The organism is Aeromonas sp. R2-1, from assembly GCF_040908425.1.
GTDB lineage: Bacteria > Pseudomonadota > Gammaproteobacteria > Enterobacterales > Aeromonadaceae > Aeromonas > Aeromonas caviae.
The window spans coordinates 37,122-61,582 of record NZ_JBFODR010000030.1; the positions used below are offsets into that span (position 1 = coordinate 37,122).

The window sequence follows — 24,461 nt, forward strand, 5'->3', positions numbered from 1 at the left end:
TGGGCCTGATCCCTATAATACGCGCGTCTCAAATCCCCCCACACTCTAAAACTTGGTGAGAAAGGTATATGGAAATCTTGCGTGGTGCCCCAGCACTGTCTGAGTTTCGTGTCCACAAGCTGCTGCAGAGCTGCGCACAGAGAGGAGTAGAGATAGCAAGCGTCTATGCGGAATACGTGCATTTTGCCGAGCTGACGAGCCCGCTGTCGCCCCCCGAGCGAGCGACCTTGGGCCAGCTTCTGCGCTACGGCCCGACCATCCCGGAACACACCCCCAGCGGTCAGCTGTTCCTCGTTACCCCCCGCCCCGGCACTATCTCCCCCTGGTCTTCCAAAGCAACCGACATCGCCCACAACTGCGGCCTGAAACAGGTCAAGCGGCTGGAGCGCGGCATTGCCTATTACGTGCAGGCCAAGGGTGAGCTGAGCGTGGCCCAGCGTAGCGAGATCGCGGCCCTGCTGCACGATCGCATGATGGAAGTGGTCTTTGCCGAGATGAACGAGGCCGCCGCCCTGTTTGCTCACCACGAGCCGCGCCCCTTTACCCAGGTAGATGTGCTGGGTGGTGGTCGCGCCGCCCTGGCAGAGGCCAACGTGACCCTGGGTCTGGCCCTGGCCGATGACGAAATAGATTACCTGGTGACCAACTTCACCCGGCTGGGTCGCAATCCCAACGACATCGAGCTCTACATGTTTGCCCAGGCGAACTCCGAGCACTGCCGTCACAAGATCTTCAACGCCGACTGGACCATCGATGGCGAACAGCAGCCCAAGTCGCTGTTCAAGATGATCAAGAACACCTTCGAGCAGACGCCGGACCATGTCCTGTCTGCCTACAAAGACAACGCCGCGGTGATGGAAGGCAGCCAGGGTGGCCGCTTCTTCCCGAGCCCCGCCAACGGTGAGTACCAGTATCACCAGGAGCGTGTCGACATCCTGATGAAGGTGGAGACCCACAACCACCCGACCGCCATCTCTCCCTTCCCGGGTGCCGCCACCGGCTCCGGCGGCGAAATCCGCGACGAGGGTGCGACAGGCCGTGGCGCCAAACCCAAGGCGGGCCTGGTGGGCTTCTCCGTCTCCAACCTGCGCATCCCCGGTTTCGAGCAGCCCTGGGAGCAGGACTTCGGCAAGCCGAGCCGCATCGTCAGCGCCTTTGACATCATGCAGGAAGGGCCCCTTGGCGGCGCCGCCTTCAACAACGAATTCGGTCGCCCTGCCATCCTGGGTTACTTCCGTACCTTCGAAGAGCAGGTGCCGAGCCACAACGGCGTCGAGGTGCGCGGCTACCACAAGCCCATCATGCTGGCGGGCGGTATCGGCAACATCCGCAGCGAGCACGTCCAGAAAGGGGAGATCCCGGTGGGGGCGGCCCTCATCGTGCTGGGTGGTCCGGCCATGAACATCGGCCTGGGTGGCGGCGCAGCCTCCTCCATGGCGTCCGGTCAGTCTGCCGAAGATCTCGACTTCGCCTCCGTGCAGCGTGACAACCCCGAGATGGAGCGTCGTTGCCAGGAAGTGATCGACCGCTGCTGGCAACTGGGGGACGACAACCCCATCGTCTTCATCCACGACGTGGGCGCCGGTGGTCTCTCCAACGCCATGCCGGAGCTGGTGAGCGACGGGGATCGCGGTGGTCGCTTCGACCTGCGTGCCATCCCGAATGACGAGCCGGGCATGAGCCCGCTGGAAGTCTGGTGCAACGAATCCCAGGAGCGCTATGTGCTGGCCGTGGCCCAGGACAAGCTGCCTCTGTTCAAGGCCCTGTGCGAGCGCGAACGCGCCCCCTATGCCGTCATCGGCACCGCCACCGAAGAGAAGCATCTCACTCTCTCTGATGATCACTTTGACAACCAGCCCATCGATCTGCCGCTGGACGTGCTGCTTGGCAAGGCGCCCAAGATGCACCGCGACGTGCAGAGCCTGCCCGCCCAGGGCAAGGCGCTGCAACTGGACGGCATCACCCTCAGCGACGCCGCCGAGCGCGTGCTGCGCCTGCCGACGGTGGCGGAGAAGTCCTTCCTCATCACCATCGGCGATCGCACCGTAACAGGCCTCGTCAACCGCGACCAGATGGTCGGCCCCTGGCAGATCCCGGTGGCTGACTGCGCCGTCACCGCCGCGACCTACGACAGCTACCACGGTGAAGCCATGTCCATGGGCGAGCGCACCCCGGTGGCGCTGCTCTCTCATGCCGCCTCCGCCCGCATGGCGGTGGCCGAGGCCTTGACCAACCTGGCACCGGCCAATATCGGCTCCCTCAAGCGGGTCAAGCTCTCCGCCAACTGGATGTCTGCCGCCGGGCACCCGGGGGAAGATGCGGGTCTCTACGAAGCCGTGAAAGCGGTGGGCGAAGAGCTCTGCCCGGCCCTTGGCATCACCATCCCGGTGGGCAAGGACTCCATGTCCATGAAGACCCGCTGGCAGCAGGACGGCGAAGAGCGCAGCGTCACCTCGCCGCTCTCCCTGCTCATCTCCGCCTTTGCCCGGGTCGAGGACGTACGCAATACCGTGACGCCGCAACTGCGCACCGATCTCGGTGAGACCGACCTTATCCTCATCGACCTTGGCAACGGCAAGCAGCGCCTCGGCGCCTCAGCCCTGGCCCAGGTTTACCGCCAGCTTGGGCAAAGCGCCCCGGATCTGGACAACCCGGTCCAGCTCAAGGGCTTCTTCAACGCCATCCAGGCGCTGGTGGCGGATCGCAAGCTGATTGCCTACCACGACCGCTCCGACGGCGGCCTCTTCGTCACCCTGACCGAGATGGCGTTTGCGGGTCACTGCGGCCTCGACATCCAGCTCGATCGCGTGGGTGGCGACCTGCTGCCGGCCCTGTTCAACGAGGAGCTGGGTGCCGTCATCCAGGTTCGTCGCGAAGACAAGGAAGCGGTGCTGACCCTGCTGGCCGGTCACGGTCTGGCAGCCTGCTCCCACGTGCTGGGCACGGTGCGCGAAGACGACCTCATCCTGTTCCAGCGTGCCGGCAGCGAGGTTTATCGCGCCAGCCGCACCGCCCTTCGCACCATCTGGGGCGAGACCAGCTGGCAGATGCAGCGCCTGCGTGACAACCCAGAGTGTGCCGATCAGGAGCATGCCGCCCGCCAGGACGCCACCGATCCGGGTCTGCAGGCCAGGCTCACCTACAACCCGTCCGACGACGTGGCCGCGCCCTATATCGCTCGCGGGGTTTCTCCCCGTCTGGCGGTGCTGCGCGAGCAGGGGGTCAACTCCCACGTGGAGATGGCGGCCGCCTTTGACCGCGCCGGCTTCACCGCTGTCGACGTGCACATGAGCGACATCCTCGAGGGGCGCATCAAGCTTGAGGAGTTCCAGACCCTGGTGGCCTGTGGCGGCTTCTCCTACGGCGACGTGCTGGGGGCGGGCGAAGGCTGGGCCAAGTCCATCCTGTTCAACGACAACGCCCGTGAGCAGTTCCAGCGCTTCTTCGAGTGCGGCGATACCCTCTCCCTGGGGGTGTGCAACGGCTGCCAGATGATGTCCAACCTGCGTGACCTCATCCCGGGGGCCGATCTCTGGCCGCGCTTCGTGCGCAACCGCTCCGAGCGCTTCGAGGCGCGCTTCAGCCTGGTGGAAGTGCAGGACTCCCCGTCCGCCTTCTTCGCCGGGATGGCGGGCTCCGTGATGCCGATTGCCGTCTCCCACGGGGAAGGGCGCGTGGAAGTGCGCGATGCCGCTCACCTGGCTGCGCTGCAACAGAGCGGTCTGGTGGGGCTGCGTTTCGTGGACAACCGCGGCAACGTGACCGAGCAGTACCCGGCCAACCCGAACGGTGCACCGGCGGGCATCACTGCGGTGACCACCACGGACGGTCGCGCGACCATCATGATGCCGCACCCGGAGCGGGTGTTCCGCACCGTGGCCAACTCCTGGCACCCGGACAACTGGGGCGAGGATGGCGCCTGGATGCGCATGTTCCGCAATGCTCGGGTTCGCCTGGGTTAATCCCGCGCGTACTTGAGCTCCGAATCAGAACCGGCCCCCGTGGCCGGTTTTTTTATGGGCATGGGTCTGAGAATGGGGAGGGCAGGAGGAGACGAGCACGATGGGGGCGAGGCCGTCTTCAGCCCACTGCTCCGCCAGCTGCTTGCTGGAGGATATGGGATGGATTGAGGGGAGGGATCTGGTATCGCCTGCCAGATAGGCAAGCCGGACCGGGCCTTGGCGGACATAAAAAAAACCGGCCACGGAGGCCGGTTTTGCTGTGTGAGCTGAACCTGAGGCTAGCGCAGCACCACGTGTTGGAAGCCCTGCACCAGACTGATGACGGGCTGGGGGTAGATGCCGAGCAATACCACCAGAATGGCGGAGAGCAGCACCACCAGGCCCCCGGAGGAGAAGGCCCAGTCGGCCCTGGCATCGCGCAGTTGCATGCCGGGTTCACGCAGGTAGAGGGTGACCATGACCCGCAGGTAGTAGTAGAGCCCCAGGGCACTGCCGAGCACGATGGCGCCACTGAGCCACCACAGCTTGGCATCGACGGTGACGCCGATGAGGTAGAACTTGCCGATGAAGCCCAGCGTCATGGGGATACCCGCGAGGGAGAGCATCATCACCGTCATCACCGCCGTCAGATAGGGGCGCTTCCAGAACAGACCGCGATAACTGTGCAGGGAGTCCGCATCCTTGCCGCGATAGGGGCTGGACATCATGCTGATGACGCCGAAGGCCCCCAGGCTGGTGAACAGATACATCAGCAGATAGACGCCGGCCGCTTCCACCGGTATCTCGCCGAGGCGGCTCGCCACCACCACCGCCAGCAGGTAGCCGAAGTGGGAGATGGAGGAGTAACCCATCATCCGCTTGATGTTGGTCTGGATCAGCGCCAGGAGGTTGCCGACCACGATGGAGATGACTGCCATGGCCGCCAGCAGCCAGTGGATCATGGGATCCGAGGTGGCGGGTACCGCCAGGTAGAAGCGCAGCAGCACGCAGAACACGGCGATCTTGCTCACGGTGGCGAGGAAGGTGGCCACCGGTGCCGGCGCCCCTTCATAGACGTCCGGGGTCCAGAGGTGGAAGGGGGCGAGGGACAGCTTGAACGCAAAGCCGACCAGCATCAGGCCAAAGCCCCCCATCAGCAGCGGATGGTGAGCCGGGCTCTGGGCCAGGGTCACACCGAGATCGCTGAAGCTCAGGCTTCCGGCCTGGGCGTAGAGCAGTGCCATGCCGAACAGCAGGAAGGCGGTGGCACTGGCGGAGAGCACCATGTACTTGATGCTGGCTTCCAGCGAGTGCCGCTCGCGATAGGCATACCCCACCAGACCGAACATGGGCAGGGTCAGCATCTCGATCCCGATGAAGAGCGAGGCGAGGTGACGGGAGGCCGCCAGCACCAGACCACCTGCGGTGGCGATGAGCAGCAGCAGGTAGAACTCTTCCCGGTTGTCCGGATAGCCCTTGAGCCAGGTGCGACCGAAGGTACAGGTGGCCAGGGCCCCGATGAGCACCAGCCCCATGTAGAAGACCGCGTAAGCGTCCACTTGCAGCAGGGGAGTGACCCCCTGATCCCCCTGGGCCATCACGATGGGCAGGGAGAAGAGCGCGAGGTTGAGGCCGATGATGGTGACCACGAAGGCGGTGTTGTCACAGCGCTTCCAGGCGATGGCCAGCATCAGGGCCACCATGGCCCCCGTGGTCAGCAACAGGGGCAGCAGGGCCAGCAGTTGAGAAACAGTAAACGTCATGACAGTGCTCCCGACATGGACAAGGAAGGCGAAAGAGAAAGCATCATTGCAGCGCCCCCGTGCCCGGCAGCGCGTACCAGTGCAGCACGCTCAGGAGGCTGCTGCTGGCGGTGTCGAGCACCGGCTGGGGATAGAGACCGAGCAGTACCAAGAGGCCGGCGATGGTCAGCATCATGGTCAGTTCCCGGGTATCCAGCCCCTTGAGCATGCTCTCCTCCCGGGGCGTCCCGAAGCAGGCCCGTTGCAGCATGATGAGGGAGTAGACCGAGGCCAGCACCAGCCCGAAGGTGGCGATGACGGTGATAACGGGGGCCACCTGGAAGCTGCCGATGAGGATCAGGAACTCGCCGACGAAGTTGCCGGTCCCCGGCATCCCGAGGGATGCGACGGAGAAGAACAGCATCACGCCGGGCAGGTAGCGCAGCCGTCCCCAGAGACCGCCCATCTGGCGCAGATCCCGGGTGTGCAGGCGCTCGTAGAGCTGACCGCACAGGATGAAGAGGCCGGCGGCCGAGAGCCCGTGGGCAATCATCTGTACCACTGCCCCTTGCAGGGCGAGCTCGCTGCCGGAGTAAATGGCGATCATCACGAAACCCATGTGGGAGATGCTGGTGTAGGCAACCAGCCGCTTGATGTCGGTCTGGGCAAAGGCCAGCAGGGCGCCATAGACGATGCCGATGAGGCCGAGCACCATGGCGTAGGGGGCAAACTCGGCGGACGCCTCGGGGAAAAGCGGCAGAGTGAAGCGCAGCAGGCCGTAGGCCGCGGTTTTCAGCAAGATGCCCGCGAGATCCACGGAGCCTGCGGTGGGCGCCTGGCTGTGGGCATCAGGGAGCCAGCCATGGAGCGGCACCAGGGGCATCTTGACCGCGAAGGCAATGAAGAAGCCCAGCATCAGCAGCCACTGTACCGTGCTGCTCATGGGGGTGTTGAGCAGTTCCTGATAGTTGAAGGTGAAGACACCGGTGGCGGCGTGGTGGGTCAGTACCAGGCCCAGGATGGCCACCAGCATGATGAGGCCGCTCGCCTGGGTGTAGATGAAGAACTTGGTGGCGGCGTTGATGCGCGACTTGCCATCGGTGACCGAGTGGCCCCAGAGCGCGATCAGGAAGTACATCGGCACCAGCATCATCTCCCAGAAGAAGAAGAAGAGGAACAGATCCACCGCCATGAAGACGCCGAGCACGCCCCCCAGGATCCACAGCAGGTTGAGGTGGAAGAAGCCGATGCGCTGGACGATCTCCTTCCAGGAACAGAGGATGGCCAGCACGCCGATGAAGCTGGTGAGGATCACCATCAGGAGCGACAGCCCGTCCACGGCGAGGTGCAGGGAGATGCCGAAGCGGGGGATCCAGGGTTGTTGCCACTCGGCTGCCCAGACGGGGAGGCCGGGGTTGGCGAGGGTGAAGTCACCACCGAGCCAGATGGCGCTGGAGAGCACCAGACAGGCGCTCATGGAGGCGAGGGCCACCCAGCGGACAAACTGTCCGCCGAGCCGCTCCATCTGCCAGCAGAGCAAGCCGCCGATGAAGGGAATTAGCAAGATCCAGAGTAAGGTCACGATATCAGCTCTCATCTAGGTTCTAGTCGGGCAGGCGCTGAGCCTGCCACACAATATTGGGCTCATGGATCAGCCGAGCAGCAGCAGGGCCAGGATCAGGGCGGCGCCCATCCCCATGGAGGCTGCGTACCAGCGCAACTTGCCGGAGACGGTCCAGGCCAGCAGCTGATGCCCCCCCTGGGCCAGCACGGCGGGCAGGTTCATCATCCTGTCCAGCGGATCCTTGCCGAGCAGGCGAGTCGCCAGCAGGTAGGGCTTGACCCAAATCAGGTCATAAAGCCAGTCAAAGCCCCAGGCATTGAACCAGAGGGTGGACAGAGCCCGCCCCGGTGCACTCTGTGCGATCCCCTTCGCCAGGCGACGTTCGCCGAGGAAGAGGAAGGCGGCCAGCGCAATGCCTGCCACGGCGATGACGCCGGAGAGGATCTCGAGGCCATGGCGTCCCTCTTCGATGTGATCACCGGGGCCTGCCGGCAGTACTCCGGCGAGCGGCGGCACGATGAGGGCGCCGACGCCGGTGGAGAGCACCAGCAGCACCAGCAGTGGCAGATGGTGGGCAAGGCCGTGACCTTTGTGCGCCTCGGTCTGCGCCTTGCCGTGGAAGGCGATGAAGATGAGGCGGAAGGTGTAGAGGGAGGTCAGGAAAGCCCCCCCCAGACCGGCCCACAGCAGGGCGCTCTGGCCACTGGCCTGCACCTGCCAGAGGATGGCGTCCTTACTGTAGAAACCGGCGGTCACCAGCGGCAGCGCGGCGAGCGCCGAGCCCCCCACCAGGAAGCAGGCGTAGACCAGCGGCAGCGATTTGCGCAGGCCCCCCATCTTGAAGATGTTCTGCTCGTGGTGGGTCGCAACAATGACGGCCCCGGCGGAGAGGAACAAGAGCGCCTTGAAGAAGGCGTGGGTCATCAGGTGGAAGATGGCCCCTTCCCAGGCACCGACCCCCAGGGCCAGGAACATGTAGCCAATCTGGCTCATGGTGGAGTAGGCCAGGATCCGCTTGATGTCGGTCTGTACCAGGGCGGCGAAGCCCGCCAGTACCAGGGTAATGGCACCAACCAGCGCCACCAGATGGAGGATCTCCGGTGCCAGCAGGAAGAGGCCGTGGGTGCGGGCGATGAGATAGACACCAGCGGTCACCATGGTGGCCGCGTGGATCAGCGCCGAGACCGGGGTCGGACCCGCCATGGCGTCCGCCAACCAGGTCTGCAGCGGCAGCTGGGCGGATTTGCCGACCGCGCCGCCGAGCAGCATCAGGCAGGCGAACGACAGGGCAGGGGAGCCTTCTGCGAACATCGCGGGGGCGCGCACCAGCAGCTCGTGAATGTTGAGGGTGCCGAGCTCGCGGTAGAGCACGAAGAGCCCGATGGCGAGGAAGACGTCGCCGACCCGGGTCACCACGAACGCCTTGAGGGCGGCGGCGCCGTTGTTGCGATCCTTGTAGTAGAAGCCGATCAGCAGGTAGCTGCACAGCCCCACTCCTTCCCAGCCCAGATAGACGAACAGCAGGTCATCGGCCAGCACCAGGAACAGCATGCTGGCGATGAAGAGGTTGGTGTAGGTGAAGAAGCGCGAATACCCCTCTTCCCCGCGCATGTACCAGGAGGCGAACAGGTGGATGAAGAAGCCCACCCCGGTCACGACCCCCAGCATGGTCAGTGACAGCCCGTCCAGGGAGAGACGGAAGGCGGGCTGGAACTCGCCCACCGTCATCCACTGCCACAGGGTCTGGGTATAGACGCCGCCTTCCGGCATGGTATTGAGGAAATCGATGCCGACCCACAGGGTAGTGAGGGCCGAGAGACCGATGCTGCCGACACCGATGAGCGCCGAGGTGCGCTCGCCGAGGCGGCCGAGGGAGAAGGCCAGCAGCAGCCATCCCAGCAGCGGGAACAGGAAAGTCAGATATAGGAGGCTCATCCGCGCATCTCGCTCACAGTGTCCACGTTCAGGGTGTGGTAACGACGATAGAGCAGCAGTAACAGGGCGAGGCCGATACTGGCCTCCGCTGCCGCCAGAGAAATCACCAGTATGTACATGATCTGGCCGTCGGCCTGGGCCCAGCGGCTACCCGCCACCACGAACGCCAGGGCGGACGCGTTCATCATGATTTCGATACTCATGAGGATAAACAACAGGTTGCGGCGTATCAGCAGGCCGCACAGGCCGATGGCAAACAAAATGGCCGCCAGCAGGAGGCCGTGCTCCATGGGAATTCCACTCATCGCCATGCTCCTTGTGCTTGCTGGATGGAAAGGGGGCGGGCTGCCGGCAGCAGGCCATGCCTCACCACGGGGATGTCGCTCATTGCTGACCTCCTTCCTGTGTGGTGCGAGGCACGGAGAGCACTTCCCCGCTCTTGTCCTCGCGGCCCAGGTGATAGGCGGTGACCAGACCCGCCAGCAGCAGGATGGAGGCGAGCTCCACCGCCAGCACATAGGGGCCGAACAGGGCGATACCGACTTCCTTGGCGCTGACCTCGGTCAGACCCAGTTCACCGCCGGTCACGCCGAGAATGCCGTGGGCCAGAAAGCCCAGCAAAATGAGGGAGAGCAGGGCCGGGCCACCCCAGGTCATGGGGGTGAGCCACTTCTTCTCCTGATCCTGGGCGCTCCCCAGGTTCAGCATCATCACCACGAACACGAACAGCACCATGATGGCGCCGGCGTAGACGATCACCTGCAGGGCCCCCGCAAAGGCGGCGCCCAGGCAGAAGAAGATCATGGCCACGGCGATGAGGGAGATGATGAGATTGAGCAGCGCATGCATGGGGTTGCTGGTGCTGATCACCCGCAGCGTGCTGTAAACGGCGACCAGGGCCGCGGCATAGAATGCCAGTTCCATGATTGACTCCTAGGGCAGCAGGCTCTTGACATCGATGGGCTTGGCTTCGTTCTCGGCATCCCCTTTGGGTTTGCCGTCGATGGCCATCCCGCTCATGCGGTAGAAGTTGTAGTCCGGGTATTTGCCGGGGCCGCTTATCAGCAGATCTTCTTTCTCGTACACCAGATCCTGGCGACGATACTCCCCCATCTCGAAATCCGGCGTCAGCTGGATGGCGGTGGTGGGGCAGGCCTCCTCGCACAGGCCGCAGAAGATGCAGCGGGAGAAGTTGATGCGAAAGAACTCCGGGTACCAGCGGCCATCTTCCCGCTCCGACTTCTGCAAGGAGATGCAACCGACCGGGCAGGCGACCGCACACAGGTTGCACGCCACGCAGCGTTCGTCGCCGTCAGGATCCCGGGTCAGTACGATGCGACCGCGAAAACGGGGGGCGGCGTAGACCGGCTGCTCCGGGTAGCTCAGGGTTTCACGGGGGCGCCAGGCATGGGAGAAGACCATCCCAAGACTGCGCAACTGGGTGCCAACACCCTTGATAATGCTCGTAATTTTCATAGGTGCCTCACTGCACATTTATCAGCACTGGCGTCTGGGCGCTTCCTTGCCGCAGACCGCCGAATCATCGTCATGTCCATCTCGTTTTGCTCACGCATTCATCAGCACCACGGCAGCGGTGACCAGCATGTTGAGCAGGGTCAGGGGCAGGCACACTTTCCAGCCAAAGGACATCACCTGGTCGAAGCGCGGGCGGGGCAGGGAGGCCCGCAGCAGGATGAAGAACACCATGAAACAGGCGGTCTTCAGGGCGAACCAGATGAAGGGCGGCAGCCAGGGGCCGTGCCAGCCACCGAAGAAGAGGGTCACGATGAGGGAAGAGATCAGCACGATGCCGATGTACTCGCCCACGAAGAAGAGACCCCACTTCATGCCCGCGTACTCGATGTGATAGCCGTCGGCGAGCTCCTGCTCGGCCTCCGGCTGGTCAAACGGGTGGCGGTGGGTGACGGCGACCCCGGCAAACAGGAAGGTGACGAAGCCCAGGATCTGGGGGATCACGTTCCACATGCCGGCCTGGGCCTCGACGATGTCACGCAGGTTGAAGCTGCCGGTCTGGATGACGATGCCCATGAGCGAGAGGCCAAGGAACACCTCGTAGGAGAGGGTCTGGGCCGAGGCGCGCAGGCTGCCGAGCAGGGAGTACTTGTTGTTGCTCGACCAGCCGGCGAACAGCACGGCATAGACCGCCAGCCCGGCGATCGCCAGGATATAGAGCAGCCCCACGTTGAGATCCGCCACGCCCCAGGTGGGGGTGATGGGCACCACCGCAAACGCCAGGATGAAGGCGGTGAAGGCGATGATGGGGGCCAGCACGAAGATCCGGCGATCCGCAAAGGGCGGGATCCAGTCCTCCTTGAAGAACATCTTGACCATGTCGGCCGCCAGTTGCAGCAGGCCGAAGGGGCCAACCCGGTTGGGGCCGTAACGGTCCTGCCACAGTGCCAGCAGGCGGCGCTCGATGAAGCTCATGAAGGCGCCGGCCCCCACGATCCCCACGAGCACGACCAGTGCCTTGCCGACCTCGATCAGCAGATCCATCAGAGAGTCGCTCATGCGATGACCTCCTGCAGGTTATCGATCAGGGCGTGGTGCAGGGCGGTCGGCAGGCCGTTCACCCCGAGTGGCAACCCTGCCAGGCCCGGAGCCAGCGCATCGCTCAGGCGCAGACGCAGGCGCCAGTGGTTGCCACCCCAGGAGAAGGCCACCAGTGCGTCAGGGGACAGTGCCAGGCGCGCGGCATCCGCCGGGTTCAGTACCAGGGTGGGTTCACCCATGCGAGCCTGGATGACCGGGCTTCTGGCGGAGAGCTCCTCGCCACCGAACAGCTGGTCATAGCTCACCACCTGCAGGGATGCGGCGGGCTGGAAGGGGGCCGGGATGGCGCCAAACCAGCCCAGGTTGCCTTCGCCCGGCTCCAGCAGGCGGCGACCGGGATCCCCGGCACGCAGGTTGCCACCCACCTCGTCCTGGAACTTGTTCCAGGCGGAGGGGGAGTTCCAGCCCGGCGCCCAGGCAAACGGTACCTGGGAGAGGGGCTGGCGGGCACCGGCGTAGCCTTCCATGGAGAAGGCGAACGGTGAATCGGGATCCTGGGCGACTCTGGGCTCGCTCACGTTCTGGTTCGCCAGCATGGAGGTGCGACCACTGTAGCGGTGCGGCTCCCGGGCGAGCTTCATGCCGCGAATGCGCAGGCCGGCGTTGGGTGCAGCTTCCCCCATGGTGGTGAGCAGCGGGGCGCTGGCGGCGCAATCGCGACTCACATCGTCGAAGGTGTTCCAGCGAACCGAACGCGGTTGCTGGCTCCCTTGCAGGGCATCCAGCCAGCGCCAGCTCTCGCGCACCTGGATATCGGCGTTGTAGAAGGCGGGAGCATAGACCTGGAAGAAGCGCTGGGCGCGGCCTTCCATGTTGACCAGGGTGCCATCGCCTTCGGCAAAACTGGCGGCAGGCAGCACCAAATCCGCCTTCTTTGCGGTGGCCGTCTCCTGATGGTCGATGACCAGCAGGTGTTGCAGGCGATCCAGGGCGGCGTCCACCCGGCTGCGGGGGGCTCGGCGGTAGAGGTCGTTCTCAAGAACGACCAAGGCAAGTCTCTCTTCCCCTTCCATGCGCTCGAGGGCTGCCTCCAGCGGGGCGGCATGCCGGGCCAGCATGGCCAGCCCCAGGCTGTTGGCTTCCTGAGCCACCAGGGCAAGCTCCGCGGCCTGGCCACGGCCCTTGAGGGCGCGGGCGATGTTGCTGGCCGCTTCGATCAGCGCCTGGCTGCGGGCACCATTGCCTGCGATGATGAGGGGCTTTTTGGCGTTGCCAAGCAGGTCGGCCCATTGGGCGGCGAGGGCCTGCTGTTCGGGGGAGAGATCCGTTGGTGCCGGTGCACTGGCATCCAGCAGGTGGGCGATGGCAAACCCGAGGCGCGCCTGATCCGCGTGGGGGGCGTGCAGGGTGCTGCTCGCCACGTCATCCAGGCGGGTGGCATCCAGACTGGTGATGAGCAAGGGGTAGCGCTGGTTCTGGGCCAGGGTCTGCACGGCAGCGACCTGCCAGAGATCCACCTTCAGCTTGCGGGCAATTTCGCGCCCCTTGCCTTTCACCGCCTGGCGCAGGGCCAGGGCGATGCGGGCGGCGGTCTGGGTGACATCTTCCCCGAGCACCAGCACTGCATCGGCCTCTTCCATGTCGCGCAGGCTGGGAGTGCGCACGCCGCCGTGCTCCAGAATGTCCAGCATCTTCTGCAGGCATTTCCATTCGCTCTGCTCGACCCCGGAGTAGAAGTTGGCGGCCCCCACCAGTTCGCGCAGGGCGAAGTTGCTCTCCAAGGAGGCGCGGGGTGAGCCGATGCCGATGACGCCGCTGGCGGTGCGCAGCGCATCCGCGGCCCGGTTCAGGGCACCATCCACCGTGATGGCCAGCTTGTCACTGCCATCTTGCAGCAGGGGTTGGCGCGGGCGGTCGGTCAGATTGACGTGACCGTAGCCGAAGCGGCCGCGATCGCAGAGGAAATAGTGGTTCAGGGCGCCGTGGAAACGGTTCTCGATGCGGCGCAGCTCGCCGTAGCGCTCACCCGGGCTGATGTTGCAGCCGACCGAGCACCCCTGGCAGATGCTGGGGGCGAACTGCATGTCCCACTTGCGGTTGTAACGCTCGGAGTGGGTCTTGTCGGTGAAGACGCCGGTGGGACAGACCTCCACCAGGTTGCCGGAGAATTCGCTCTCCAGGGTGCCATCCTCGACCCGGCCGAAGTAGACGTTGTCATGGGCGCCATAGACCCCGAGATCCTCGCCACCGGCGTAATCCTTGTAATAGCGCACGCAGCGGTAGCAGGCGATGCAGCGGTTCATCTCGTGGTTGATGAAGGGGCCCAGATCCTGATTCTGGTGGGTGCGCTTGGTGAAACGGTAGCGGCGGCTGTTGTGGCCCGTCATCACCGTCATGTCCTGCAGGTGGCAGGCGCCACCCTCTTCGCACACCGGGCAGTCGTGGGGATGGTTGGTCATCTGCCACTCCACCACTGTCTTGCGAAACTCCTTCGCCTCTTCATCCTCGATGGAGATATAGGTGCCATCGGTGGAAGGGGTCATGCAGGACATGACCAGGCGGCCGCGCTTGTCGTCGGCATTCTGATACTGTTTGACCGCGCACTGGCGGCAGGCACCGACGCTACCCAGCGCCGGGTGCCAGCAAAAATAGGGGACGTCCAGACCCAGCGACAGACAGGCTTGCAGCAGGTTGTCTGCCCCGTCTACCTCGTACTCTTTACCGTCTACATGAATGGTTGCCATACAACTTCCCTGAAACCTGTTTTATGAAATCGGCTATTGCCCGATGCGTCCTGGCGCTTACCAGCGCTCGCCCAGCAGGTTGGGCTGGATACCCTTGAACAACTTGTGATTGTCATGGGGGGCCTTGACCCCGGCCTCGAACTCGGACCGGAAATACTTCATCGCACTGCCAAGGGGCTCGACGGCGCCGGGGGCATGGGCACAGAAGGTCTTGCCCGGGCCCAGGAAACTGACGAGCTGTTCCAGGGTCGCGAGATCCTCGGGTTGGCCCTCGCCCCGCTCCAGCGCCCGCAGGATCTTGACGCTCCAGGGCAGGCCGTCGCGGCAGGGGGTGCACCAGCCGCAGGATTCGCGGGCAAAGAACTCCTCCATGTTGCGCAGCAGTGAGACCATGTTGATGCTGTCATCCACCGCCATGGCAAGGCCCGTACCCATGCGGGTGCCCACCTTGCCGATGCCGCCTGCATACATCTGGGCATCCAGGTGCTCGGGCAGCAGGAAGCCGGTGCCGGCGCCGCCCGGTTGCCAGGTTTTCAGGCGATAGCCGGGCTTCATGCCGCCTGCGTACTCCTCGAACAGCTCGCGGGCGGTGATGCCAAAGGGCAGCTCCCACAGGCCGGGATTGTTGACCTTGCCGGAAAAGCCCATCAGCTTGGTGCCGTGATCTTCCGAACCCGGCAGTGCCAGCCCCTGATACCAGGCCACACCGTTGCCGATGATGGCGGGCACGTTGCACAGGGTTTCGACGTTGTTGACGCAGGTGGGCTTGCCCCAGACGCCGGAGACGGCGGGGAAGGGGGGTTTGGCCCGCGGGTTGGCGCGCCGTCCTTCCAGGGAGTTGATGAGGGCCGTCTCTTCGCCGCAGATGTAGCGACCTGCGCCGGTGTGGACGAACAGCTCGAAGTCAAAGCCCGAGCCCAGGATGTTCTTGCCAAGGAGCCCCGCGGCCTTGGCCTCTTCCACGGCGCGGCGCAGGTGGATGGCGGCATCCACGTACTCGCCGCGCAGGAAGATGTAGCCGCGATAGGCCTTGAGAGCCCGGGCACTGATGATCATCCCCTCGATCAGCAGGTGGGGCAGCTGCTCCATCAGCATGCGGTCTTTGTAGGTATTGGGCTCCATCTCGTCGGCGTTGCAGAGCAGGTAACGGATGTTCATGCTCTCGTCTTTGGGCATCAGGCCCCACTTCACGCCGGTGGAGAAACCGGCGCCGCCGCGTCCCTTGAGGCCGGCATCCTTGACGGTGCTGACGATGTCATCCGGGCTCATCTGGCCAAGGGCCTTGCGGGCGGCCTCATAGCCCTGTTTTGCCTGGTACTCCTCGAGCCACACCGGCTGGCCGTCGTCCCGCAGGCGCCAGGTGAGAGGGTGAGTCTCGGCGGTGCGGGGGATGCGATTGGCGGTGCCGAGGGAGGCAAGCGTCTTGCCTGGCTGAATGCTCATGGGTAAGCCTCCAGGGTTTTCAGCAGGCTGACGGCATCGAGTCCGCCATAGGTATCGTCATCGATCATGATGGCCGGCCCCTTGTCGCAGTTGCCGAGGCAGCAGACGGGCAACAGGGTGAAGCGGCCATCCGGGGAGGTTTGACCGGGGGCCAGATTGACGACCTCTTTCAGACCGGCAAGCAACTGCTCGTGGCCGTTGATGTAGCAGACCATGCTGTCGCAGACGCGGATGATGTGACGACCCACCGGCTGGCGGAAGATCTGGCTGTAGAAGGTGGCGACCCCTTCCACGTCGCTGGCGGGGATGCCGAGCTCGGAGCCGATGGCGTGAATGGCGCCGTCAGGCACCCAGCCACGGGCCTGTTGCACTATCTTGAGCGCTTCGATGCTGGCTGCACGGGGATCTTCGTAGTGGTGTTTCTCGTGTTCGATGGCATCGCGCTCGGCCTGGCTCAGGACGAAATCTCCCTGCTGGCTGCTGCATGCCCCTTGCCCTTGTGGGGTCTGGTTATTGTGACACTGACATTGGCTCATGACTTGACCTTTTGTGGCTTGTCCCTTTACTGCGCGTCTTGCCCTTCGCCCCGGCTGCCGGGGCGAGAGGACTCAACGATCCACATCTGACATAACGAAATCGATACTGCCCAGGTAGACGATAAGATCCGACACCATCTGGCCGCGGATCACCGAGGGGATCTGCTGCAGGTGAGCAAAGCTCGGGGTGCGGATCCGGGTCCGGTAGCTCATGGTGGATCCGTCGCTGGTCAGGTAATAGCTGTTGACCCCCTTGGTCGCCTCTATCATCTGGAAGGACTCGGCGGCCGGCATGACAGGCCCCCAGGAGACTTGCAGGAAGTGGGTGATCAGGGTTTCGATGTCCTGCAGGGTGCGCTCTTTGGGCGGTGGCGTGGTGAGCGGGTGATCCGCCTTGAAGGGGCCCTCAGGCATGTTTTTCATGCACTGCTCGATAATGGACAGGCTCTGGCGGATCTCCTCGATGCGCACGGTGGCGCGGTCGTAGGCGTCCCCGTTGCTGCCCACCGGCACCTCGAACTCGAACTGATCGTAACCGGAATAGGGGCGCCATTTGCGCACGTCAAAGTTGAGCCCCGTGGCCCGCAGACCGCCCCCCGTGGTGCCCCAGGCCAGGGCCTGGGCCGTGTTGTAGGCGGCGACGCCGATGGTGCGGCCCCGCAGTATGCTGTTGCGCATGGCCGCCTTTTCATACTCCATCAACCGCTTGGGCAGCCAGCTCAACAGGTTGTCTTGGATGAGGCGGGTCCAGCCGGCAGGCAGATCGTGGGCCACGCCGCCGATGCGGAACCAGGCCGGGTGCATGCGGGCTCCGGTGATGGCCTCGATGATGGTGTAGATCTTCTGGCGGTCCGTGAAGGTGAAGAAGACCGGGGTCATGGCCCCCACGTCCTGAATGTAGGTGCCAAGGAACAGCAGGTGGCTCTGGATGCGGAACAGCTCCGCCATCATCACCCGGATCATGTCGACCCGCGCCGGCACCTTGATGCCGGCCAGTTTCTCGACCGCCAGCACATAGGGCAGGTTGTTCATCACGCCGCCCAGGTATTCGACCCGGTCGGTGTAGGGGATGTAGCTGTGCCAGGACTGGCGCTCGCCCATCTTCTCGGCGCCGCGGTGGTGATAGCCGATGTCGGGCACGCAGTCGCGGATCTCTTCCCCGTCGAGTTGCAGCACCAGGCGGAAGGCGCCGTGGGCGGAGGGGTGGTTCGGCCCGAGGTTCAGGAACATGTAGTCCTCGTTCTCGTTGCCGCGGGCCATGCCCCACTCTTCCGGCTTGAACAGCAGGTTGTCCTGCTCCTGATCCTGCTTGACCGCATCGAGCATGAAGGGATCAAACTCGGTGGCGCGCGCCGGGTAGTCCTTGCGCAGGGGGTGCCCTTGCCAGCTCTTGGGCATCATGATGCGGGTCAGATGGGGGTGGCCATCGAAGGTGATCCCCATCAGATCCCACACTTCCCGCTCGTACCAGTTGGCGTTGGGGAAGTGGCGGCTGACGGTGGGCAGATGGAGATCGCTCTCCTTGAGCGCCACCTTCAGCATCACGTCGGCGTTACGGTCGATGGAGATGAGGTGATAGAAGACGGTAAAGTCGCTCTGCGGCAGGCCGTGGCGATGGCTGCGCATCCGTTCGTCGGTGGCGCTGAGATCGAACAGCATCACGAAGGGGGAGGGCAGCTTTTGCAAGAAGCCTATCACGTCCAGCAGCAGATCCCGGGAGAGCCAGATGACCGGCACGCCGGTACGGGTGCTCTGCACGGTGAAGCGCTCGGCACCGAAGTGGGCGAACAGCTCGCCGACCACCTGGGCATCGGCGTGATCGGCGGTTTGCCACTGGGCCATGGTGTAATTGCTTGGGAATTCTCGAGTCAGTTTCATGATCAGATCTCATCCGGCGTGCGCAGGTTGGTCACGTTGATCCGCTCGCCGCGCTTGCGTTCCTTCTCGGATTGCATCTGGGGACGGTAGATCCCCTGATCCCCCACCACCCAGGAGAGGGGGCGGCGTTCCTTGCCGATGGACTCCTGCAGCAGCATCAGGGCTTGCAGGAAGGCCTCGGGGCGGGGCGGGCAGCCCGGAATGTAGACATCGACCGGCAGGAACTTGTCCACCCCCTGTACCACGGAGTAGATGTCATACATACCGCCGGAGTTGGCGCAGGCCCCCATGGAGATGACCCACTTGGGCTCGAGCAACTGCTCATAGAGCCGCTGGATGACAGGGGCCATCTTGATGAAGGGGGTGCCGGCAATCACCATGAAGTCGGCCTGACGGGGGGAGGCTCGTATGACCTCAGCACCGAAGCGAGCCACGTCGTGGGGAGAGGTGAAGGCGGTACACATCTCCACGTAGCAGCAGGAGATGCCGAAGTTGTAGGGCCAGAGGGAGTTCTTGCGGCCCCAGTTGACGGTGTCTTGCAGCACCTCTTCGAGGCGCCCGATCATGATGCCGCGGGTCGCTTGCTGCGCCAGTGGATCATCGACGGTCTGGCGCTGTTCCTGGGGGTAGCGCTCAACGGGCGCATCCGGGTCAATCCGGGTCAGGGTGTACTTCATGGTGCAACCTCAAAGAGATAATCGGTAGTTCAGTCTGGTTTCTTGTCAGTCAGGACACGCTTTTTCGGGGCCCAGTCGAGGGCACCAATGCGCCACAGGTAGAGGAGGCCTACCAGCAGCAGGGTGATGAAGATGGTGGCTTCGATGAAGCCGACCCAGCCGCTCTCCCGAACGGAGACGGACCAGGCAAAGAGATAGAGGGCTTCGACATCGAAGATGACGAAGAACATGGCGACCAGGTAGAACTTGGCGGAGAAGCGCAGGCGGGCGTTGCCGACGGAATCCACTCCGGATTCGAAGGGTTTGTTCTTGGCACGGCCATAGGCGCGCCCCCCCAGCAAGGCCGCCAGGCCTATCATGGTCAAGCAGATACAGATGGCGCCAATGACATAGACAGCAAAAGCCCAGTGCTGGACGGCAATATCAGCAAACATATAGGTTTTTCCCTAACCAAATTAATCATGTGACTTAACAATGACGTTACGTAGTATGCCACTTTCGTACTGATTTACATGTCATTTCAAAGGATTAATTATTAATCAACGGGATGAAAATTGTGTTTTGCTAGCGGGGTCAACTTTCTCGTTTGAGAATTGTTTTCAATCGTTTTTATTTAGCAGAAAAAAACCGGATAGTTTGAAAATCCGGTGGATGGCAGGAAACAAAAGACCCCGCATGGCGGGGTCTGTTTCAGGGTTGGAGAACGGGGAGGCTCTGCTCTGCCGCCTTGCCCTGGGAGAGCACGATCTCCACCCGGCGGTTGGCCTGGCGGTGAGCCGGGGTATCGTTTGGATAACGGGGTTGGGTATCCGCCACCCCCTGGGCGATCAGCCGTCGTGAATCCAGTTTGGGGTTGGTCAGCAGGGTGTGGGTGATGGTGGCCGCCCGCAGCACCGACAGCTCCCAGTTGTTGCGATAGAGCTCCACCGGCGCCTGGGAGTTGTCGGTGTGACCGGTGACCACCACCATGCCGGGAATGTCCGCCAGCACGTCCGAGACCTTGTTGACCAGGGGAATGAACTGGGGCTGCAAGAAGGCGGAGTCGGCCGGGAACAAGGTCTTCTCGCCGATGCGGATCACCAGTTGGCTGCCAAGCTGCTCCACCTCGATCTCCTTGGACTCGATTTGGCTCTTGAGCTGCTGATCCAGCTTCTGCTTGGTGACCGTGACCCAATCCTGCTCCTTGGTCTTGTGGGGCCAGGACTCCGTGGCCGTAGGTTTCTCCGAGGAGCCGATGGTCTCGTTGAAAGGGTCGGCCGCCGCTGCGGGCGTCTGGGTATCCAGCACCTGCTCTTTCTGGGAGGTATTGGGGGTGGTCTTGGACTCGGGTTCCAGTATGCCTGTGCCCCCCTGCATCACGGGGGAGCCGGCGGGAAGGGAAACCAGCCCTATCTTGCCAAGAGATTCGATAAAGCCCTGAATGAGCACGCGAGTCTCCGACTGCTTGGCCATGGCGAAGGAGTAGAGCACCACGAACAGGGCGAACAGCAGTGTCATGAAGTCGGCGTAGGAGACCAGCCAGCGTTCGTGGTTCTCCGGCGCCTCAGCCTTTTTCTTTTTCGCCACTGTGGCCTCCGAGGTAAGGCTCAAGGGTCACTTGCAGCCGTTGCTGTGACTCGCCGTCCACGATGCAGAGGATGCCGGTGAGGGTCATCTCCTTGTAGTGGCGGATCTGATGGGCAAACGACTTGTAGCGGTTGCCGAAGGGCAGGAAGATGAGGTTGGCGGCCGACACCCCGTAGATGGTGGCGATAAAGGCCACCGCGATGGCGCCCCCCAGCTTGTCGGGGGCATCCAGCAGGCCCATGGCGTGAATGAGGCCAAATACGGCCCCGACGATCCCCATGGTCGGGCAGTAGCCCCCCATGGCCTCGTAGAATTTGACGGTCTGTTCGATATCTTCCTGCTCGAACTCGATCTCGTTTTCCAGTACCTCGTGGATTTTGGTCTTCTCGTAGCCATCGACCATCATCTGTACCCCTTTTTGCAGGAAGGGATCCTTGATGTCGTCGATCATACCCTCCAGTGCCAGCATGCCACTGCGCCGTGCATTGCCCGCCAGGGTTTCAAGCAGTTGGGCCTGCTCCAGCATGTCGAGGCGCAGGGGAGTGATGAGCCACTTGAAGCGCTTGAGGGTTTTACCAACCACGGAGAAAGGAAACTGGGTCAGTGCGGCACCGACGGTACCGCCGATCACGATGAGAAAGGCGGGCAGATCGAGCAGGGCGCTGGGGTGCCCCCCTTCTATCATGTTACCACCCAGAATGGCTGCCAGGGCCAGCAGCAAGCCAATAAGACTCATTTGTCCATATCCCTATGCGATGTGTGAGGCTAGTGTAGCCATTTAACTATCAGTTTTTCAAAACGATATCCAATCGGTGAGCAATATCCGAGAGGTTGCGCAGACCCGGTATTGTCCGGTGGCATCGGCCTGTGCCGCCTGGTCAGCAGAGCAGGTTGACGGCGCTGGTATGGCAGGACGAGGCAGTTCTCCAGGTGATATCACAATATACTGTGCTATCTGTGAGAGGATATTGGTTATTTATATCGTCATTTTCTCTTTGCTTGGCGTAATGCGCTGTCAACGAGAAAGGGCTGGCTGCCCTCGGGGTATATCCCCTGTCGACAGAGAGCAGAGAGCTGAGAGCAGAGAGGCGGAAGGGATGGGATTGGCTGGGCGGCACTTGGCCAGGTATCGCGGCAAGCCGTTTTTTCTGGCCCCGCCGATGACGGGTTTCTCCTGCCAGGGGGTTGGCAGACGCCTTGAAGCAAAAAACCGACCCTGGGGTCGATTCTTCAAGCTGTACGCTGGTTCGGGATTGACTCGCACCATCCCTGGCGCTCGCCCTGTGGGCGGCCTCTGGCCGTCCAGTCGGGCTATCCTGCCCGCCTGTCGACAGGGTTCGAACCGAGCCGCCCATCTTCGGAAGAAGTAAAAGGCCCCGTCTTGCGACGGGGCCTTTTACTTTATTTGGCGGTGAGGGAGGGATGATTCACCACTGCGTGGCTCACCCCTTCGGGGCGACCTGCGGCCGTTCATCGCAGCAAGCTGCTCTGCTCGAACCCGACGAGGCTTCTCACCCTCCCTCCATCGGCATCGGATGTTGCCATGTCACCAGATGCAAAAAACCGACCCTGAGGTCGGTTTTTACAATTTGGCGGTGAGGGAGGGATTCGAACCCTCGATACGTTGCCGTATACACACTTTCCAGGCGTGCTCCTTCAGCCACTCGGACACCTCACCAAATTTTTACTGCTTGAAGTGGTTTTCGAAGCGCGCTGCGCGTGCATCTTGCCGACTTCGTCGGTGGGCAGCCTCTCGGATACCGCACCAAATTTTGTCTGTGGTTTAACGTGTTCAGCCAACACGGTGTTCGCTGCGCCGTTGCGCTGGAACGGGGCGTAATTTAGGGGAAAGGGCTGCCTGGGTCAACCACTTTTCCCCTTATTTTTCATAATCTTTATCGAGTGCCTATCCCTTGAACAGAATGCTGGTTTTTTAAGCCCATTCAGGGCTTGTCGAGAATGATCAGGCTGTCAGGCAGCTCGTTCTGATCCCGGGTTGCGGGGAAGGCGTCGGTCAGAATGGCGCTGGTGCGCTCCACGCACTCCAGGAACCCCTGCTCGACCTCCTTGTTGCGTACCCGAACCACGAAGTCGTCGATGATCTGCTGCCACTGGGTGTTGTCGATGTGCTGGGCGATCCCGTCGTCTACCAGGATCTCCACATAGTGCTCCGCCACCGAGACGAAGATAAGCACACCGAGCCGGTCCCGGGTGCGGTGAAGTCCCTGCTCGACAAACTGCAGGCGGGCCATCAGGGCGGCCCGGTGACGGCGTACCTTGTGGGGGATGAGCCGCATCTTGATGGGCGTCCAGTGGAACAGCAGGCTCAGCAGCAACCAGACCGACCACTGCACCAGCAGGATCTCGTACCAGCCAAGCCAGAAGCCGAGCTGGAAGACCAGCAGGGGGGTGAGCATGGCGAGCAGGGCGGCCCACAGGGTCGGAATATAGCGATAGCCATCGCTGGCCGGGGCCAGCACGGTGACCAGTTCGGCATCCGTGGCCTGCTCGGCCTGTCGAACCCTGGCCTGCAAGGTGTGGAAAAACTGTTTCGAAATCATCTTGTTGTCTCTTTTTCCCTGATTACCAACCGCCAGATGCACCGCCGCCGCCAAAGCTGCCGCCGCCACCACTGAAACCGCCACCACCACCGCCAGTGCGGCCGCCAAAGGAGCCGGCACCGAATCCACCGGCCATGTAGGCGGCCCGGCGACGTCCTCCCGGCCCACCGCCGCCGCCGCGCAGGTTGTGCAGCACGATCATCGCAATCACCACCAGGATGAAGAGCCAGGGACCTCCCTGCTTGTCGGCCTTGCTGGTGTTGTCCACGGGCTGATACTCCCCGGCCAGGGCCTGCATGATGCCCTGGCTGCCGGCGAGGATGCCGGCCACCATGTCACCGCGCTTGAAGGCGGGCAGGATCCGGGTCTGGATGATATTGGCGGCGATGGCGTCGGGCAGGGCACCTTCCAGGCCATAACCCACCTCGATGCGCACCTTGCGCTCGTCCTGGGCGATGATCAGCAGCACGCCGTTGTTCTTGCCTTTTTGGCCGATGCCCCAGTGGCGACCGAGCTGGTAGCCGTACTCTTCGATGGTATCCCCCGCCAGCGTGTCGATGGAGACCACCACCAGCTGGACGCCGCTGCGCTTCTCGAAGACGGCCAGTTGCTGTGCGAGTTGGTGGGCCTGCTTGCGGGACATCAGATTGGCCTCGTCCACCACCCGCCCGGTCAGGGCCGGGAAATCGGGGGCGGCATGCAGCGCCGTGGCACAGAGCAGCAGACAGAGCGCCAGCCAGCGTCTCATCACGTTCATTGGAAGCTGACCTTGGGCGCCTCATCGGCACCGGGTTTGGCGCTGAAGGTGGGTTTGGCTTCCAGATCGGAGTAGAGCAGCTTGGACCAGATGACCCCGGGGAAGGTACGGATCTCGGTATTGAACTGGCGTACTGCTTCGATGTAATCCCGTCTGGCCACCGCGATGCGATTCTCGGTGCCTTCCAACTGGGCCTGCAGGGTCAGGAACTGCTGATCGGCCTTCAGATCCGGGTAGCGCTCGACCACCACCATCAGCCGGGAGAGGGCGCTGGAGAGCTGCTCCTGCGCCGCCTCGAACGCCTTGAGCTGGGAGAGGTCACTCACCTGCACGCTGCCGACTCGGGCACGGGCATCGGTGACAGCCTTGAGGGTCTCCTGCTCATGGCTGGCGTACCCCTTGACGGTGGCCACCAGGTTGGGAATGAGATCGGCCCTGCGCTGGTACTGGTTCTCGACCTGTCCCCAGCTCGCTTTGACCTGCTCATCCAGGGTCGGAATGGTGTTCATGCCGCAGCCGGTCAAACCCAGCAGCAGGGTCAGGGTCAGCAGGGCACGGGTACCACGCTGCCAGAGTGAAGTGGCCATCTTGTTGTTCTCCATT

At 63.2% G+C, this 24,461-nt stretch carries 19 protein-coding genes, 1 tRNA gene and 1 other RNA gene; 1 reads left to right on the forward strand and 20 read right to left on the reverse strand.

The window, feature by feature from the left end:
* Window positions 1-68 precede the first annotated feature (68 nt).
* Window positions 69-3,962 (forward strand): phosphoribosylformylglycinamidine synthase, encoded by a 3,894-nt coding sequence (gene purL / locus AB5Y80_RS10360; protein ID WP_368172883.1) that lies wholly within the window; start codon window positions 69-71, stop codon window positions 3,960-3,962.
* A gap of 278 nt (window positions 3,963-4,240) precedes the next feature.
* Here purL and nuoN read toward each other — a convergent pair whose 3' ends face one another.
* From nuoN to AB5Y80_RS10460, 20 genes are all read right to left on the reverse strand, one after another.
* Window positions 4,241-5,704, reverse strand: a complete 1,464-nt coding sequence (gene nuoN / locus AB5Y80_RS10365; RefSeq protein WP_368172884.1) for an NADH-quinone oxidoreductase subunit NuoN — start codon at window positions 5,702-5,704, stop codon at window positions 4,241-4,243.
* Window positions 5,705-5,747: 43 nt separating this feature from the next.
* Entirely contained in the window at window positions 5,748-7,265 is a 1,518-nt protein-coding gene (gene nuoM / locus AB5Y80_RS10370) for an NADH-quinone oxidoreductase subunit M (RefSeq protein WP_010675038.1), read from the reverse strand.
* 69 nt (window positions 7,266-7,334) lie between these two features.
* Window positions 7,335-9,182, reverse strand: coding sequence for an NADH-quinone oxidoreductase subunit L (gene nuoL / locus AB5Y80_RS10375; protein WP_202015086.1), 1,848 nt, complete (start codon window positions 9,180-9,182; stop codon window positions 7,335-7,337).
* Window positions 9,179-9,487, reverse strand: coding sequence for an NADH-quinone oxidoreductase subunit NuoK (gene nuoK / locus AB5Y80_RS10380; RefSeq protein WP_010675036.1), 309 nt, complete (start codon window positions 9,485-9,487; stop codon window positions 9,179-9,181). The genes nuoL and nuoK overlap by 4 nt, the downstream gene beginning before the upstream one ends.
* A 79-nt stretch (window positions 9,488-9,566) precedes the next feature.
* A complete protein-coding gene (gene nuoJ / locus AB5Y80_RS10385) occupies window positions 9,567-10,106 on the reverse strand; it encodes an NADH-quinone oxidoreductase subunit J (RefSeq protein WP_010675035.1) in 540 nt (179 codons plus the stop codon).
* 9 nt (window positions 10,107-10,115) lie between these two features.
* Window positions 10,116-10,658, reverse strand: coding sequence for an NADH-quinone oxidoreductase subunit NuoI (gene nuoI, locus AB5Y80_RS10390; RefSeq protein ID WP_010675034.1), 543 nt, complete (start codon window positions 10,656-10,658; stop codon window positions 10,116-10,118).
* 90 nt (window positions 10,659-10,748) lie between these two features.
* On the reverse strand, window positions 10,749-11,714 hold the full coding sequence (gene nuoH, locus AB5Y80_RS10395; protein ID WP_010675033.1) for an NADH-quinone oxidoreductase subunit NuoH: 966 nt from the start codon (window positions 11,712-11,714) through the stop codon (window positions 10,749-10,751).
* Window positions 11,711-14,440 (reverse strand): NADH-quinone oxidoreductase subunit NuoG, encoded by a 2,730-nt coding sequence (gene nuoG, locus AB5Y80_RS10400; RefSeq protein ID WP_368172885.1) that lies wholly within the window; start codon window positions 14,438-14,440, stop codon window positions 11,711-11,713. Before nuoG ends, nuoH begins: the two co-directional genes overlap by 4 nt.
* Before the next feature lie 57 nt (window positions 14,441-14,497).
* Window positions 14,498-15,883, reverse strand: a complete 1,386-nt coding sequence (nuoF, locus tag AB5Y80_RS10405; protein ID WP_041211564.1) for an NADH-quinone oxidoreductase subunit NuoF — start codon at window positions 15,881-15,883, stop codon at window positions 14,498-14,500.
* On the reverse strand, window positions 15,880-16,419 hold the full coding sequence (gene nuoE / locus AB5Y80_RS10410; protein WP_368172886.1) for an NADH-quinone oxidoreductase subunit NuoE: 540 nt from the start codon (window positions 16,417-16,419) through the stop codon (window positions 15,880-15,882). The genes nuoF and nuoE overlap by 4 nt, the downstream gene beginning before the upstream one ends.
* Window positions 16,420-16,491: 72 nt before the next feature.
* Window positions 16,492-18,261, reverse strand: coding sequence for an NADH-quinone oxidoreductase subunit C/D (gene nuoC / locus AB5Y80_RS10415; RefSeq protein WP_235698830.1), 1,770 nt, complete (start codon window positions 18,259-18,261; stop codon window positions 16,492-16,494).
* A 38-nt stretch (window positions 18,262-18,299) separates the two neighbouring features.
* Window positions 18,300-18,974, reverse strand: coding sequence for an NADH-quinone oxidoreductase subunit B family protein (locus AB5Y80_RS10420; RefSeq protein ID WP_010675028.1), 675 nt, complete (start codon window positions 18,972-18,974; stop codon window positions 18,300-18,302).
* 29 nt (window positions 18,975-19,003) lie between these two features.
* Window positions 19,004-19,408, reverse strand: a complete 405-nt coding sequence (locus AB5Y80_RS10425) for an NADH-quinone oxidoreductase subunit A (protein ID WP_039038710.1) — start codon at window positions 19,406-19,408, stop codon at window positions 19,004-19,006.
* A 256-nt stretch (window positions 19,409-19,664) separates the two neighbouring features.
* Window positions 19,665-20,540, reverse strand: coding sequence for a flagellar motor protein MotB (locus tag AB5Y80_RS10430; protein ID WP_010675026.1), 876 nt, complete (start codon window positions 20,538-20,540; stop codon window positions 19,665-19,667).
* Window positions 20,518-21,276 carry a flagellar motor protein gene (locus tag AB5Y80_RS10435; RefSeq protein WP_039038709.1) on the reverse strand — a complete coding sequence of 253 codons (759 nt, stop codon included), beginning with the start codon at window positions 21,274-21,276 and terminating at the stop codon, window positions 20,518-20,520. The genes AB5Y80_RS10430 and AB5Y80_RS10435 overlap by 23 nt, the downstream gene beginning before the upstream one ends.
* A gap of 670 nt (window positions 21,277-21,946) precedes the next feature.
* A non-coding RNA gene (locus tag AB5Y80_RS10440) (RtT sRNA) lies at window positions 21,947-22,075 on the reverse strand.
* A 55-nt stretch (window positions 22,076-22,130) separates the two neighbouring features.
* A tRNA-Ser gene (locus tag AB5Y80_RS10445) sits at window positions 22,131-22,218 on the reverse strand.
* Window positions 22,219-22,483: 265 nt separating this feature from the next.
* Window positions 22,484-23,101 (reverse strand): TPM domain-containing protein, encoded by a 618-nt coding sequence (locus AB5Y80_RS10450; protein WP_039038708.1) that lies wholly within the window; start codon window positions 23,099-23,101, stop codon window positions 22,484-22,486.
* A 22-nt stretch (window positions 23,102-23,123) separates the two neighbouring features.
* A complete protein-coding gene (locus AB5Y80_RS10455) occupies window positions 23,124-23,858 on the reverse strand; it encodes a YgcG family protein (protein ID WP_041211561.1) in 735 nt (244 codons plus the stop codon).
* Window positions 23,855-24,460 (reverse strand): LemA family protein, encoded by a 606-nt coding sequence (locus AB5Y80_RS10460; RefSeq protein WP_201926030.1) that lies wholly within the window; start codon window positions 24,458-24,460, stop codon window positions 23,855-23,857. Before AB5Y80_RS10460 ends, AB5Y80_RS10455 begins: the two co-directional genes overlap by 4 nt.
* Between the last annotated feature and the right edge of the window lies 1 nt (window position 24,461).

Bases quoted from the DNA above. Each gene is read 5' to 3' on its own strand.
- purL (WP_368172883.1), top strand. From the start codon at position 69: ATGGAAATCTTGCGTGGTGCCCCAGCACTGTCTGAGTTTCGTGTCCAC.
- nuoN (WP_368172884.1), bottom strand. From the start codon at position 5,704: ATGACGTTTACTGTTTCTCAACTGCTGGCCCTGCTGCCCCTGTTGCTG.
- nuoL (WP_202015086.1), bottom strand. From the start codon at position 9,182: ATGAGCCTCCTATATCTGACTTTCCTGTTCCCGCTGCTGGGATGGCTG.
- nuoK (WP_010675036.1), bottom strand. From the start codon at position 9,487: ATGAGTGGAATTCCCATGGAGCACGGCCTCCTGCTGGCGGCCATTTTG.
- nuoJ (WP_010675035.1), bottom strand. From the start codon at position 10,106: ATGGAACTGGCATTCTATGCCGCGGCCCTGGTCGCCGTTTACAGCACG.
- nuoI (WP_010675034.1), bottom strand. From the start codon at position 10,658: ATGAAAATTACGAGCATTATCAAGGGTGTTGGCACCCAGTTGCGCAGT.
- nuoH (WP_010675033.1), bottom strand. From the start codon at position 11,714: ATGAGCGACTCTCTGATGGATCTGCTGATCGAGGTCGGCAAGGCACTG.
- nuoG (WP_368172885.1), bottom strand. From the start codon at position 14,440: ATGGCAACCATTCATGTAGACGGTAAAGAGTACGAGGTAGACGGGGCA.
- nuoF (WP_041211564.1), bottom strand. From the start codon at position 15,883: ATGAGCATTCAGCCAGGCAAGACGCTTGCCTCCCTCGGCACCGCCAAT.
- nuoE (WP_368172886.1), bottom strand. From the start codon at position 16,419: ATGAGCCAATGTCAGTGTCACAATAACCAGACCCCACAAGGGCAAGGG.
- nuoC (WP_235698830.1), bottom strand. From the start codon at position 18,261: ATGGCCCAGTGGCAAACCGCCGATCACGCCGATGCCCAGGTGGTCGGC.
- AB5Y80_RS10420 (WP_010675028.1), bottom strand. From the start codon at position 18,974: ATGAAGTACACCCTGACCCGGATTGACCCGGATGCGCCCGTTGAGCGC.
- AB5Y80_RS10425 (WP_039038710.1), bottom strand. From the start codon at position 19,408: ATGTTTGCTGATATTGCCGTCCAGCACTGGGCTTTTGCTGTCTATGTC.
- AB5Y80_RS10435 (WP_039038709.1), bottom strand. From the start codon at position 21,276: ATGAGTCTTATTGGCTTGCTGCTGGCCCTGGCAGCCATTCTGGGTGGT.
- AB5Y80_RS10450 (WP_039038708.1), bottom strand. From the start codon at position 23,101: ATGATTTCGAAACAGTTTTTCCACACCTTGCAGGCCAGGGTTCGACAG.
- AB5Y80_RS10455 (WP_041211561.1), bottom strand. From the start codon at position 23,858: ATGAACGTGATGAGACGCTGGCTGGCGCTCTGTCTGCTGCTCTGTGCC.
- AB5Y80_RS10460 (WP_201926030.1), bottom strand. From the start codon at position 24,460: ATGGAGAACAACAAGATGGCCACTTCACTCTGGCAGCGTGGTACCCGT.